This window comes from Pseudomonas sp. TE3895, assembly GCF_056278855.1.
Genome location: NZ_JBWBQE010000001.1, coordinates 2,269,970 through 2,283,415 on the forward strand (window position 1 = coordinate 2,269,970; position 13,446 = coordinate 2,283,415).

Annotated in this window: 13 protein-coding genes, 3 tRNA genes and 1 pseudogene; 10 read left to right on the top strand and 7 right to left on the bottom strand. The window is 60.2% G+C overall.

Going from position 1 to position 13,446, the window contains the following annotated elements; genetic code table 11:
* Positions 1-245: 245 nt before the first annotated feature.
* From ACZ889_RS10210 to ACZ889_RS10220, 3 genes are all read right to left on the bottom strand, one after another.
* A tRNA-Met gene (locus ACZ889_RS10210) sits at positions 246-322 on the bottom strand.
* Positions 323-456: 134 nt separating this feature from the next.
* Positions 457-533 (bottom strand) — tRNA-Met (locus ACZ889_RS10215).
* A gap of 134 nt (positions 534-667) precedes the next feature.
* Positions 668-744, bottom strand: a tRNA-Met gene (locus ACZ889_RS10220).
* Between the two features lie 221 nt (positions 745-965).
* Here ACZ889_RS10220 and dinB point away from each other — a divergent pair.
* Positions 966-2,024 carry a DNA polymerase IV gene (gene dinB / locus ACZ889_RS10225; protein ID WP_180690154.1) on the top strand — a complete coding sequence of 353 codons (1,059 nt, stop codon included), beginning with the start codon at positions 966-968 and terminating at the stop codon, positions 2,022-2,024.
* Between the two features lie 26 nt (positions 2,025-2,050).
* Here the strand turns inward: dinB and ACZ889_RS10230 are convergent, their stop codons facing one another.
* From ACZ889_RS10230 to ACZ889_RS10240, 3 genes are all read right to left on the bottom strand, one after another.
* Positions 2,051-3,004 (bottom strand): hypothetical protein, encoded by a 954-nt coding sequence (locus ACZ889_RS10230; protein ID WP_003254789.1) that lies wholly within the window; start codon positions 3,002-3,004, stop codon positions 2,051-2,053.
* A gap of 20 nt (positions 3,005-3,024) precedes the next feature.
* The gene (locus ACZ889_RS10235; protein ID WP_004575745.1) at positions 3,025-4,740 is read right to left on the bottom strand and encodes a proline--tRNA ligase; all 1,716 of its coding nucleotides are present in this window, start codon (positions 4,738-4,740) and stop codon (positions 3,025-3,027) included.
* Between the two features lie 160 nt (positions 4,741-4,900).
* Entirely contained in the window at positions 4,901-6,166 is a 1,266-nt protein-coding gene (locus ACZ889_RS10240) for an OprD family porin (protein ID WP_012051471.1), read from the bottom strand.
* A gap of 691 nt (positions 6,167-6,857) precedes the next feature.
* On the opposite strand from ACZ889_RS10240, the gene ACZ889_RS10245 reads away from it, so the two are divergent.
* Entirely contained in the window at positions 6,858-7,277 is a 420-nt protein-coding gene (locus ACZ889_RS10245; RefSeq protein WP_003254786.1) for an HIT family protein, read from the top strand.
* 1 nt (position 7,278) lies between these two features.
* Entirely contained in the window at positions 7,279-7,485 is a 207-nt protein-coding gene (locus tag ACZ889_RS10250; protein ID WP_003254785.1) for a SlyX family protein, read from the top strand.
* Between the two features lie 123 nt (positions 7,486-7,608).
* On the opposite strand, the gene ACZ889_RS10255 is transcribed toward ACZ889_RS10250, so the two are convergent.
* Positions 7,609-8,202: a cold-shock protein gene (locus ACZ889_RS10255; protein ID WP_003254784.1), complete on the bottom strand. Its 594-nt coding sequence runs from the start codon at positions 8,200-8,202 to the stop codon at positions 7,609-7,611.
* 280 nt (positions 8,203-8,482) lie between these two features.
* Between ACZ889_RS10255 and ACZ889_RS10260 the strand changes: the two genes are divergently transcribed.
* From ACZ889_RS10260 to ruvC, 7 genes and pseudogenes are all read left to right on the top strand, one after another.
* Entirely contained in the window at positions 8,483-8,956 is a 474-nt protein-coding gene (locus ACZ889_RS10260) for a Dps family protein (RefSeq protein ID WP_003254783.1), read from the top strand.
* A 78-nt stretch (positions 8,957-9,034) separates the two neighbouring features.
* A pseudogene (locus ACZ889_RS10265) lies at positions 9,035-9,109 on the top strand (dihydroorotase); the annotation flags it as partial.
* A 234-nt stretch (positions 9,110-9,343) separates the two neighbouring features.
* On the top strand, positions 9,344-9,673 hold the full coding sequence (locus ACZ889_RS10270; protein WP_003254778.1) for a ribbon-helix-helix domain-containing protein: 330 nt from the start codon (positions 9,344-9,346) through the stop codon (positions 9,671-9,673).
* 94 nt (positions 9,674-9,767) lie between these two features.
* Entirely contained in the window at positions 9,768-9,989 is a 222-nt protein-coding gene (locus ACZ889_RS10275) for an FmdB family zinc ribbon protein (RefSeq protein ID WP_003254776.1), read from the top strand.
* A 93-nt stretch (positions 9,990-10,082) separates the two neighbouring features.
* Complete coding sequence (gene aspS / locus ACZ889_RS10280) at positions 10,083-11,858, top strand: aspartate--tRNA ligase (RefSeq protein ID WP_004575741.1); 1,776 nt, start codon at positions 10,083-10,085, stop codon at positions 11,856-11,858.
* 114 nt (positions 11,859-11,972) lie between these two features.
* Positions 11,973-12,719: a YebC/PmpR family DNA-binding transcriptional regulator gene (locus tag ACZ889_RS10285; protein ID WP_003254770.1), complete on the top strand. Its 747-nt coding sequence runs from the start codon at positions 11,973-11,975 to the stop codon at positions 12,717-12,719.
* A 185-nt stretch (positions 12,720-12,904) separates the two neighbouring features.
* Positions 12,905-13,429, top strand: coding sequence for a crossover junction endodeoxyribonuclease RuvC (ruvC, locus tag ACZ889_RS10290; RefSeq protein ID WP_003254769.1), 525 nt, complete (start codon positions 12,905-12,907; stop codon positions 13,427-13,429).
* Positions 13,430-13,446: the final 17 nt, after the last annotated feature.

Sequence of the window (13,446 nt, forward strand, 5' to 3'; positions counted from 1 at the left end):
ATGCAGCGCGAGGTGAAGGAAAGGTGCGGCCAAGTGAAAGTCCCTTTGGAAAACGTATCCAATGTTACTCCGGCCTCAGGCGTTTGCAGCGGCTTGGCAGGGTTAAAGATAGTTCATCCTGGGCACGACATCTCAAGCCTGCGGGTTGGCATGAGGAGGGGAAATCGAGGCGACGAAAGTCAGGGAGGTATAAAGCAACAAACCCCGCGCTGCTTTTACACAGGCGGGGTTTGTTCTGACGAATATGGTTGCGGGAGCCGGATTTGAACCGACGACCTTCGGGTTATGAGCCCGACGAGCTACCAGGCTGCTCCATCCCGCGTCAGTGGGGCGGATTCTACAGTGTGTGGTTTGTATGTCAAGCGCTAGGCTTTGATTTTTCGACGTTTTTTCGCGAATGCTTATCAGCAGGCAAAGAAAAAGGCCACTGTGTTAACAGTGGCCTTTTCTTGAATCTGGTTGCGGGAGCCGGATTTGAACCGACGACCTTCGGGTTATGAGCCCGACGAGCTACCAGGCTGCTCCATCCCGCGTCAGTGGGGCGGATTCTACAGCGTGTAGTTTATATGTCAAGCGCTAGGCTTTGATTTTTCGAGGCTTTTTCGAAAAGGCTTTTTAACAGGCAAAGAAAAAGGCCACTGCGTTAACAGTGGCCTTTTCTCGAATCTGGTTGCGGGAGCCGGATTTGAACCGACGACCTTCGGGTTATGAGCCCGACGAGCTACCAGGCTGCTCCATCCCGCGCCTGTGAGATCGAATTCTACGGATTTACGCACTGATGTCAAGCAATTGTTTTGGAAAAACCTTTTTTGTTCAAACCCTTAGCGCTTCATAACAGTGTACAGCTCAGTCACGGCGGGGCTTTCAGGCCGATTATCATGTAGCAAAGCAGGTGAGCTGTTTCAGAGGAGGGCGCATGCGATACTATCTGTATGAATTTACAGTGCTGACGGTCGTCCATGTCCTTGCGCAAGATCATCCACGTCGACTGCGATTGTTTCTACGCTGCGATCGAGATGCGTGACGACCCGCGCCTGGCCGGTCGCCCCATGGCGGTGGGGGGCTCGCCCGACCATCGCGGGGTAATCGCCACCTGCAACTATGAAGCGCGTGCCTATGGCGTGCGCTCGGCCATGTCATCGCGGCATGCGCTGAAGCTCTGCCCCGATCTGTTGATCGTCAAGCCGCGCTTCGAGGCCTACCGTGAGGCCTCGCGGGAAATCCACGCGATCTTTCGCGACTACACAGAGCTCATCGAGCCTTTGTCCCTGGACGAAGCCTATCTGGATGTCAGCGACAGCCAGTGGTATTCGGGCAGCGCCACGCGCATTGCCGAGGATATACGCCGGCGTGTTGCCCGCACCCTGCATATCACCGTGTCGGCTGGCGTGGCGCCTAACAAGTTTCTGGCCAAGATCGCCAGTGACTGGCGCAAACCCAACGGGCTGTTCGTGATTACTCCCAATGAAGTGGAAACGTTCGTTGCAGCCTTGCCGGTGGCCAGGTTGCATGGGGTAGGTAAGGTGACGGCCGACAAACTGACGCGGCTGGGCATCGAAACCTGCCTGCATTTGCGTGAGTGGTCACGGCTGGCATTGGTGCGCGAGTTCGGCAGTTTTGGCGAGCGGTTGTGGGGGCTGGCACGGGGGATCGATGAGCGTGCGGTGCATAACGACAGCCGACGCCAGTCGGTGAGTGTGGAAAACACCTACGACACCGACCTGCCAGACCTGGCCAGTTGCTTGGCGCGGCTGCCAGAGCTGCTGGCTAGCCTGAACGAACGCATCGCCCGAATGGACAGCAGTTACCGGCCAGACAAGCCGTTCGTCAAGGTCAAGTTCCATGACTTCAGCCAGACCACCATGGAGCAAGCCGGGGCCGGCCGGGACCTTGAGAGTTATCGGCAATTGCTGGGGCAGGCGTTCGCCCGTGGCGGCAAGCCGGTACGCTTGCTAGGGGTAGGGGTGAGGTTGCGTGACTTGCGGGGCGCACATGAACAGCTGGAGCTGTTCCCGCCTAAATGAAAGGGGCTGCAATGCAGCCCCTTCTATTAATGCACGCCTGGATCCGCCACCAACCGGCCAGTGGCCTTGGTCAGCGACTGCAGGAACTCCTGTTGCAGCTCCGGATCGTTGCGGGTCAGCTCGATCAGGCTCTGTTCCATTTCACTGGCTTCCTCTTCAAGGCCCAGTTCGGACAGGCGCTTGACCCGGTGCACCCACTGGCCGACATCATCATCTTCGAGGTCATCGAAGATCAGCTCATGGGCTTCGAGCAGCTTATTGCGCAGGGTAGCGCTGACCAACAGGCTGGCATCGCCTCGTACCGCATTGTCCTCGTCAAGTACTTGCAGGTGCAGGGTGCCGACGTGGTTGAGGTTTTGCTCGGAGAACGGGCTGTCGAGCAGGTTCAGGCGCAGCACGCCGTTGCGGTCCGTGGTCAGCTCGTGGGTCATCTTGCCGGCCTTGACCTCGACCAGGCGCTCGCTCCAGGGCAGGCTGGTGGATTCCTCTCGCTGGCCTTTCTGCACTTCGCTGATCCCGGCCAGGTTCTGCTGGGCGCGGCCGTTGGATGGCACGTTCATGAACGGATTGAGCCCATCCACGCCATAGCTGAGCCAGTCGTGGGTGATACTTTGCGGCAGGTTGCCCAAGGCGAAGACGTTGACCACATTGGCGCCGACACCCGCCACCACGGCCACTGCACCCAGCGGGATCTCGTAGATCTCCCGCCAGGGTTGGTAAGGCGTATAGCGGTCATAGCGACGGGTCACTTCGAATTCGGTCACTTCGAAGCGCTTTTGCTCATGCACGCGCACACGTCGCTGCGGAAGCTCCATCACCTTCGGCTCGCCGACATCGATCTGCAGGGTGTGCTCGAGCAGTTTGCGCTCGACGCGCTCCTCATGGTCGCTGCGCTGGGACATTTGGTTGGCGCAGCCGCTGACGAGCAGGGCGCCGCACAGTGCGGCGCCCCCAAGGGTAAAGGTACTTCGCTTGTACATGATCACTCGTGCATTGGTTATCAGCGGCGAACGCGGGCCTGCAGGAAGGTCAGCACTTCATTGAGCGGCAACGCCTGGGCGTCCTGCTCGGTGCGGTGCTTGTACTCCAGGTTGCCTTCGGCCAGGCCGCGATCGCTGACGACGATGCGGTGTGGGATGCCAATCAGCTCCATGTCGGCAAACTTGATGCCTGGGCTGGTCTTCTTGTCGCGGTCGTCCAGCAGCACTTCGAAGCCGGCAGCAGTCAGTTCGGCGTACAGCTTGTCGGTTGCCTCACGGACCACCTCGGTTTCATAGCGCAGCGGCACCAGAGCGATCTGGAACGGGGCCAGGGCGTCGTTCCAGATGATGCCCTTGTCGTCATAGCTCTGCTCGATGGCCGCGGCGACCACGCGGGAAACGCCGATGCCGTAGCAGCCCATCGACAGAACCACCGGCTTACCGTTCTCGCCCAGTACCTGGCATTTCAATGCCTCGCTGTACTTGGTACCCAGCTGGAAGATGTGGCCCACTTCGATGCCGCGCTTGATCACCAGGGTGCCCTGGCCGTCCGGGCTTGGGTCGCCTTCGACCACGTTACGCAGGTCGGCAACCTGTGGCACCGGCAGGTCGCGTTCCCAGTTGACGCCGAAGTAGTGCTTGTCGTCGATGTTGGCGCCAATGCCGAAGTCGCTCATCAGGGCAACCGAGCGGTCGATGATGATTTCCAGTGGCAGGTTGAGCGGGCCGAGCGAGCCGGCGCCGGCGCCAATGGCGTCGCGCAGTTCGGCTTCGGTGGCCATGACCAGCGGGTCGGCAACCTGTTCCAGCTTGGTGGCCTTGATTTCGTTCAGTTCGTGGTCGCCACGGACGATCAGGGCAATCAGCTTGCCCTCTTCGGCACCGCGTACGATCAGGGTCTTGACGGTCTTTTCGATCGGCAGGCCGTGGTTTTCCACCAACTGGGCGATGGTCTTGGCGTTCGGGGTGTCGACCAGGCGTAGCTCCTCGGTAGGGGCAGGGCGCACGGTTTCACGCGGGATAGCCTCGGCTTTCTCGATGTTGGCGGCGTAGTCGGAGCTGTCGCTGAAGATCACGTCGTCTTCGCCGGACTCGGCCAGCACGTGGAACTCGTGCGAGTAGCTGCCACCGATCGAGCCGGTGTCGGCCTGCACAGGGCGGAAGTCCAGGCCCAGGCGGGTGAACACGTTGCTGTACGCCTGGTGCATGCGGTCGTAGGTTTCCTGCAGGGAAGCCTGGTCGGCATGGAACGAGTAGGCGTCCTTCATGATGAACTCGCGGCCACGCATCAGGCCGAAGCGCGGGCGGATTTCGTCACGGAACTTGGTCTGGATCTGGTACAGGTTGAGTGGCAGCTGTTTATAGCTGGACAGCTCGTTACGGGCCAGGTCGGTGATCACTTCTTCGTGGGTAGGACCGACGCAGAAGTCACGCTGGTGGCGGTCTTTCAGGCGCAGCAGCTCAGGGCCGTATTGCTCCCAGCGACCGGATTCCTGCCACAGCTCGGCGGGCTGGATGCTCGGCATCAGCACCTCCAGGGCGCCGGCGGCGTTCATTTCCTCACGCACCACGGCTTCGACCTTGCGCATTACCCGCAAGCCCATCGGCAGCCAGGTGTACAGGCCGGAGGCCAGTTTGCGGATCATGCCGGCACGCAGCATGAGCTGATGGCTGATGACCACTGCGTCGGCAGGGGTTTCTTTCTGGGTGGCGAGCAAATATTGACTGGTGCGCATGGTTAGCCGTGTCGATTGCCTAAGACGTTGAAATAGCCCCGCATTGTACGGGGGGGAAACGAAGGCGTACAGGATGCCCCAGGGCGTGACACTTGTCAGCCAAGAAAAAGCCCGGCGTGATTGCCGGGCTTTTTCAGGTGCGGGGCACTGCAAGCCAGGCTTACAGGATGCTCAGCGGGTACTCCACGATCAGGCGCAGTTCGTCGATCGATGGGGAATCGTAGTAGACACCATCGGAAGAACGGTAGGTGGCTTGACGCACGCGGAAGCTCAGGTCTTTCGCCGGGCCTTCCTGCAGCACGTACTTGATGTCGACGTCGCGTTCCCATTCTTTGCCGTTGGTGGTGCCGGCGACGTTGGCGTCGGAACCGCGTACATAACGGGTCATGAAGGTCAGGCCTGGAATGCCGTATTCGGCAAAGTTCAGGTCGTAGCGAGCCTGCCAGGATTTCTCGTCTTCGGCGTTGAAGTCGGAGCGGGCCACGGAGTTGGCCAGGAAGATGGTGCCGCCACCGTCGATACCATAGCCATAGTCGCCGTCACCGGTGACTTTCTGGTAGGCCAGGGTGAAGGTGTGAGCGCCGATGTTGTAGGCGCCCGACAGGCTGAACGCGCGGTTGTCCAGCTTCTCGCCATCGAATGCGCGGTACTCGGCAGAGCCTTCGCTCTTGGTGTCATAGATGTTGAAGTCGAACACCAGGCCTTGATTGTCGGAGATTGGCAGCGCCCAGTTGACGTTGGCGTAGTATTTGCGCCAGTAGTCTTCAACCTTCGAGTAGTACAGGCTGGTGCTGAGGTTGTCGGTGAAGGCGTAGGTGCCGCCGACCACGTTGGCTTCCTTCAGGCCGAAGCTGTCGCGGTTGGTTTGTTCCTGGGCAGTCAGGCTGGTGAAGTGACCAGCGTGCAGGGTCAGCCCTTCGATCTCGTTGCTGGTGATCAGGGTGCCCTGGGCGATTTCTGGCAGCAGGCGGCTGTCATCGGTGGCGAAGACCGGCAGCGCGGTGAACTGGTCACCCACTTTCAGCACGGTGTCGGAGATGCGGAATTTGACCGCGCCGCCGCCCTTGGAGTAGTCATCCTGCGAACGGCCGTCGGAACCGGTCGGGAACAGGCCGGTACCGGCACGGCCCTTGCCGCTGTCCAGTTTCAGGCCGAGCATGCCGATGGCGTCGACACCTACACCCACGGTGCCTTGGGTGAAGCCGGACTCGAAGGTGCCGACGAAGCCCAGGCCGGTTTCTTCGCGACGGCTCTGACCGCCTTCGTTGTTGCGGAAGTCACGGCTGAAATACAGCATGCGGGTCTTGACGCTCAGCTTGCTGTCTTCGATGAAACCTTTGGACTCGTCCTGTGCCGAGGCCATTGCCAACTGCGAGGTCCCTGCCGAAACGGCCAGGGCGATCATGCTCCACTTCATCACGCGCATCGTGATTTGCTCCTTTGGTTTTTAGGAAGAGTACCGCTGCGTCCAAGTCTTTTAGTTATATGGGGCAGCTCTTTCTTGTTATGTCGGCGAAAATGTATAGCACGCAGACTGTTGTTGGCGATATGGCTATAAGCACTCTTTGCGGAACTTTTTCACCGTGTCGCTTTTAAGTATTTCCATGTCGCAAATCACGCCCCGGTGCAGGGGCCGTATAACCTCAGCGCTGTTCCTGTCACCGTAATGAATCGGTAATTGCCGATTCCGGTTGAGGAAACTCCCTGGTCACCCATGTCGCTATTGTTATTTGTCGCGTACAGCTGCCACTGCAGATGTCGTGCCGACTTGGCGTGAAGGGAATGCAACAAGCGTGCTCAAAATTCGCAACAGTTCATGAAATTTTCACAAAACCTGCTACCGAGGGTCGGGAAGTCCCGTAAACGCGGGGCGAAGGCTGCTTGTGTGATTTGTGCGATCGAGAATCATTAGAAATTAAAAAGTTGCCTTTAGAGTCAAAGTGTTACCGCAACTTGTTCATCCAGCGTCGTTTGTGGGGTGGTCAGTGTGGGAGGGGCGGGCAGGTGGCCTCATTTTGGTGCGAAAAGTAGCGCTGTGTTACCGGGAGTGTGCAAGGTATCCTTGCTGGCCTGTTTTCCGCCTGAAGCGGGATGGTATTGCCTGAAGGAGATATGCCGTGTTCGTCCTCGATTCGCGTTTGCAGCAGGATTCGCTGGTGTTGGGAGAGTTTTCGCTGTGCCAGTTGCTGCTGAGCAAGGATGCCAATTACCCATGGTTCATTCTGGTGCCCAAGCGCGCTGGTGTCAGTGAGCTGTTCGAGCTGGATGCGGCAGAGCAACAGCAGTTGTGGCAGGAAACCACCTTGTTGGCAGAAGCGCTGAAGGCCAGCTATGGGGCCGACAAGATGAACGTGGCTACCTTGGGCAACGTGGTCAGCCAGTTGCACATGCATGTGATCGTGCGCCAGCGCGACGACGCCGCGTGGCCGGCACCGGTATGGGGCAAGTGTGCGCCTGTGGGCTACACCGATGATCAACTGCAAGCCGTTCGCCAGCGCCTGCGCGGGCTACAACTTGCTGGTTACCAAGAGGCCTGAGATGACACTGGAAATGCGGATGGTCGAACTGGAAACCCGTCAGGCGTTTCAGGATGACGCTATCCAGGCGCTGAATGACGTGGTGGTGGAGCAAGCGCGTGTGATCGAGCGGCTGCAATTGCAGATGGCCGAGCTGATCAGGCGCCATGAAGAGATGGTTGGCCAGTATGGCAGCGAAGGGGAAGAGGCCCCGCCTCCTCATTATTGAGTTGTTCCCGGCTGCTATCGCCGGCAAGCCAGCCCCCACAGGTATGATGCTGCCTTCAGTCGTGCAGCACAGCCCTTGTGGGCGTTGGCTTGCCGTCGATAGCGTCGGCCGGTCAGCCGTTGGTCAGCGGCGGGTTACTGCAACCACGTCTTCGGCCTGCAGGCCCTTGTCGCGGTGCATCACCGAAAACTCCACGCGCTGGCCTTCGACCAGAATGCGGTGGCCCTCGCCGCGGATGGCCCGAAAGTGCACGAAAATGTCATCACCCGAGTCTCGGGAGATAAAACCAAAGCCTTTCGATGTGTTGAACCATTTGACGGTGCCGGTATCACGGTTGCCGGCATCTTGTGCCACGTGTTGACTGCCGCGTGCCTTGCGCGGGCTGCGGGCAAAGCCCACGGCCAGATGCAGGGCCACGGCCAGCGCCGCACACACCAGGGCTGCCAGGTTGCCCATTTCCGGGCGGGCCAGTAGCGTCAGGGTCTGCAGCACGACGGCGACCACCAGCAGGGCGCAGGCCAGGTGCTGCAGTTGTTGCCGCGCGCCGCGATGATACAGCGGCACGACCGGGGCCAGCACCAGATTGAGCAGGCCGAGAAGGGCCAGGTAGACCGCGTCGGGTTGCTGCAGGAAGGGTGTCGCATCGGTTTTCAGGCTGGGTATGAGCGATAGCAGCAAAGCTGCGACGCCCGTCACCAGATGGACGATCTTGAACATGGGGTTGGCTCACTGTTGATAAGGCCGATCACAGGAAGAGCTGGCAGCACGGTGCGCATGAGATATAGAGCGCGAACACGTGGCAGGCCAGCCTATGCACCCGGCAATGACAGTCCGCACGGGTGGCACAGTGCCTATTTAACAGTAAAGCCACAGCCTACTCAAACCGCGGGCCGCCCAGTGGCGATGTATTGCGCCATGTCACATGCGGGATGCGACAAGTGTTGCTACAGTGGTCGGCGCCCGCTTGAGTCTCAAGCCTTATGGAAAGGGGAGCTTCATGGCAATCGATATCGGTATCAGTGAAGAAGATCGCAAGTCCATCGTCGATGGGCTGTCCCGCCTGTTGTCGGATACCTACGTGCTGTATCTGAAAACCCATAACTTTCACTGGAACGTCACCGGCCCGTCGTTCCGCACCCTGCACCTGATGTTCGAAGAGCAGTACAACGAACTGGCGCTGGCAGTCGATTCGATCGCCGAGCGCATCCGTGCCTTGGGCTTCCCGGCACCGGGTTCGTATGCATTTTATGCACGGCACTCGTCGATCAAGGAGGAGGAAGGCGTCCCCCCGGCAGACGAGATGATCCGCCAGTTGGTTCAGGGGCAGGAGGCCGTGGTACGCACTGCGCGCAGCATTTTCCCTGTGGTGGACAAGGTCAGTGACGAGCCGACCGCCGACCTGCTGACACAGCGCATGCAGGTACACGAGAAAACCGCCTGGATGCTGCGGGTACTGCTCGACGGCAAGTAACCGTTGCTCAAGGCGGAAAGCTTGCGCAACCTCTGTGGGAGCGGGCACGCCCGCGAACACCGGCGCAGCCGGTGCCCACCATTCATCGGCAGCCGCCTGCCAGGTGCAGTGCGTTATACCTTGGTCGACGGGCACCTCTGCCACAAGGCCTGAGTAACCCCTGTGGGAGCGGCCTTGTGTCGCGATAGGGCCGCAAAGCGGCCCCAGCAATCTATGCATGATGCCGAGATCCTGGGGCCGCTGCGCGGCCCTTTCGCGACGCAAGGCCGCTCCCACAGGCTCCGCCTGGCAATCCGGTATTTGCGAAGGAACATTTTGCCGCTGCTTTAAGCTCGCCCGTCAGCGCTTCATAGGCCACCTGGTACCTGTGACGAGGAAGTGTGGCGCATGATGCAAGCGAGCAAACGTATGGCTGGCCAGGGCAGCTGGCCAGGAAAACAGTGCATCGACCCGTTCAAGGCGGACTTCGACATGTTGCAGACGCAGCCGGTGTCACGTTCGGTGCGGCTCAACGGCTTTTCTACCTGTTTGCGCCTGGAGGCTGTCTACTGGGGTATCCTTGAGCGCATCGCTGCCGCCAACCGTTGTTCGGTCAGTGCGGTGTTGTCCTACGTGGACCGTGAAGTGCACCTGCGCCAGGGCGGAGTGCGCAACTTCAGCGGGCTGATCCGGGTAATCTGCGTGGCGTGGCTGCAGGACCCGCCAAGTGTGCGCTGATCGCCAGGCGGGCTGCGCAGTGCTTGCTAACCATATATAATCCCGCTTTTTGCTGCCCCCCGGCAGCCAGCGTTATGGTTGACGAGAGACACCCATGCCCCTTTATGACTATCAATGTGCGTCCTGCGAGCACCGCATGGAAGTGCTGCAGAAGATCAGCGCCGCGCCGCTGACCGATTGCCCGGCCTGTCAGGCGCCGGCACTGAAAAAGCTGCTGTCGGTGCCAGGCTTTCGCCTGAGCGGTAACGGTTGGTACGAAACCGACTTCAAGACCGGGGCGAAAAAGAATCTGGCAGGCGGCGACAAGGCCGACTGAGTTGAATGCTGTGACCGGGTCTTGCAGTATTAGCCCTCCGGGCGGCCAAGGCCTCCACCGAATACACGAATCACGAGAAGCGAAACCACCATCATGATGCGCAGCCATTATTGCGGCCAACTGAACGAGAGCCTGGACGGCCAGGAAGTCACCCTTTGCGGCTGGGTCCATCGTCGCCGCGACCACGGCGGGGTGATCTTCCTCGACATCCGTGACCGCGAAGGCATGGCCCAGGTCGTGTTCGACCCGGATCGCGCCGAAACCTTCGCTGCTGCCGACCGTGTGCGCAGCGAATACGTCGTGCAGATCACCGGCAAGGTCCGCAAGCGTCCTGAAGGTGCAGTGAATGCCAACATGGCATCCGGTGCCATCGAGATCCTCGGCTACCAGCTGAACGTGCTCAACGAAGCGGAAACCCCGCCGTTCCCCCTGAACGAATACTCCGACGTCGGCGAGGAAACCCGCCTGCGTTACCGCTTCATCGATCTGCGTCGCCCGGAAATGGCCGACAAGCTGCGCCTGCGCTCGCGCATCACCAGCAGCATCCGTCGCTTCCTCGACGAAAACGGCTTCCTCGACGTCGAAACCCCGATCCTCACCCGAGCCACGCCGGAAGGCGCGCGCGACTACCTGGTGCCAAGCCGTACCCACGCCGGTAGCTTCTTCGCCCTGCCGCAATCGCCACAGCTGTTCAAGCAGCTGCTGATGGTCGCTGGCTTCGACCGTTACTACCAGATCGCCAAGTGCTTCCGTGACGAAGACCTGCGTGCCGACCGTCAGCCGGAATTCACCCAGATCGACATCGAGACCAGTTTCCTCGATGAAAGCGAGATCATGGGCCTGACCGAAAGCATGATCCGCAAGCTGTTCAAGGAAGTGCTCGACCTGGAATTCGGCGAATTCCCGCACATGACCTTCGAAGAGGCCATGCGCCGCTACGGCTCCGACAAGCCAGACCTGCGTATTCCGCTGGAGCTGGTTGACGTTGCTGACCAGCTGAAGGATGTCGACTTCAAGGTGTTCGCCGGCCCGGCCAACGATCCGAAGTGCCGCGTTACCGCCCTGCGTCTGCCAGGTGGTGCCAGCATGCCGCGCAGCAAAATCGACGAGTACACCAAGTTCGTCGGTATCTACGGTGCCAAGGGGCTGGCCTACATCAAGGTCAACGAGCGCGCCAAGGGCGTCGAAGGCCTGCAGTCGCCGATCGTCAAGAACATCCCTGAGGCCAACCTCAACAACATCCTCGATCGCGTTGGCGCCGTAGACGGTGACATCGTGTTCTTCGGTGCCGACAAGTTCAAGGTGGTCAGCGAAGCCCTGGGTGCGCTGCGTATTCGTCTGGGTCACGACTTCGAGCTGCTGACCTGCGAGTGGGCGCCGATGTGGGTCGTCGACTTCCCGATGTTCGAAGAGAACGAAGACGGCAGCTTCACTGCATTGCACCACCCGTTCACCGCGCCGAAGTGCACCCCGGAAGAGCTCGAGGCCAACCCGGCCACGGCCCTGTCTCGTGCCTACGACATGGTGCTGAACGGTACCGAGCTGGGTGGCGGTTCGATCCGTATCCACCGTAAAGAGATGCAACAGGCGGTATTCCGTCTGTTGGGTATCGAGGCAGAAGAACAGGAAGAGAAGTTTGGCTTCCTGCTCGACGCTCTGAAGTTCGGGGCACCGCCTCACGGTGGCCTGGCGTTCGGCTTGGACCGTCTGGTCATGCTGATGACCGGCGCTCAGTCGATCCGTGAAGTGATCGCGTTCCCGAAAACCCAGAGCGCCGCATGCGTCATGACCCAGGCCCCTGGCATGGTCGACGCCAAGGCCCTGCGCGAGCTGCACATCCGACTGCGCGAACAGACCAAGGTCGAGTAAGCAGTCCCCGGGCGCATCCACATGGATGCGCCTTTGCGTTTCGACGCAGGTATTTTCCCGTCCCGCCCCGTCATGGGGCGGGGCTGTTTGTGATTCAAAGGATTCGGAGTCGTTATGGCTGGTCATTCCAAGTGGGCGAACATCAAGCACCGCAAAGAGCGCCAGGATGCCAAGAGGGGCAAGGTCTTCACCAAGTGGATCCGCGAACTGACGGTCGCTGCCAAGCAGGGTGGCCCTGATCCGGCATCCAACCCGCGCCTTCGCCTGGCGCTGGACAAGGCGTTGGGCGCCAACATGAGCCGCGACATCATCGATCGTGCCGTGGCCCGTGGTGCTGGCACCAATGAAAGCGACAATGTCGAAGAGCTTAGCTACGAAGGTTACGGCCCGGGTGGCGTGGCGATCATGGTCGAAGCCATGACCGACAACCGCAACCGTACCGCCGCGGCCGTGCGCCATGCCTTCACCAAGTGTGGCGGCAACCTGGGTACTGACGGTTCTGTGGCCTACCTGTTCGAACGCAAAGGCCAGATCAGCTTTGCTCCGGGCGTGGAAGAGGACGCGTTGATGGAAGCGGCAATGGAAGCCGATGCCGACGACGTGGTCGCCAACGACGACGGCTCCTTCGACGTGTTCACCTCGTTCAACAGCTTCTATGCCGTGCGTAATGCCTTGGAAGAGGCTGGCTTCAAGGCCGCTGACGCGGAAATCGTCATGCAGCCGACCACCAGCGCCGAACTCGACCAGGACGGTGCCGAAAAGGTGCTCAAGCTGATCGACATGCTCGAAGACCTGGATGACGTGCAGAACGTTTACTCCAACGCCCAGATTTCCGATGAGATCATGGAAAACCTCGGCTAAGGTGATTTGGCATTTTGTGCCAACTCTGAGCGTTTGATAGCGCCTGTGCCGGCCCTTTCGCGGGTAAACCCGCTCCTACAGGTATTACGCCCATTTCAAATGTGGTGCAGTACCTGTAGGAGCGGGTTTACCCGCGAAAGGGCCGGCGCAGTTTGTAGAGATGCATCATTTTTTCGACGGGCTTTATGACTCTGATTCTAGGTATCGACCCCGGCTCGCGCATCACCGGCTATGGCGTGGTACGCCAGACCGCCCGTGGTTGCGAGTACGTGGCGTCGGGCTGCATCCGCACCGGCAGCGGTGAGCTGCACGAGCGGCTGCAGATTGTTTTTCGTGGTGTCAGTGAAATCATTGCCCAGCACGGCCCGGTGACCATGGGCATCGAACGGGTGTTCATGGCCCGCAACGCCGATTCGGCGCTCAAGCTTGGCCAGGCACGTGGCGCGGCTATCGTCGCCGCCGCCGAGGCCGGCCTGGAGATCGCCGAGTACAGCGCCACCCAGGTCAAGCAGGCCGTGGCCGGCACGGGGGGGGCCAACAAGGAGCAGGTGATGATGATGGTCATGCACCTGCTGAAATTGACGCAAAAACCGCAGATCGACGCTTCCGATGCCCTGGCCATCGCCCTGTGCCACGCCCACACCCGCTCCAGCCTGGTGCCGCATGGCTTGAGCACAGCGCGGCGACGCGGCGGGCGCTTGCGTCTGTAAGCGCTTCATGCGCTGAT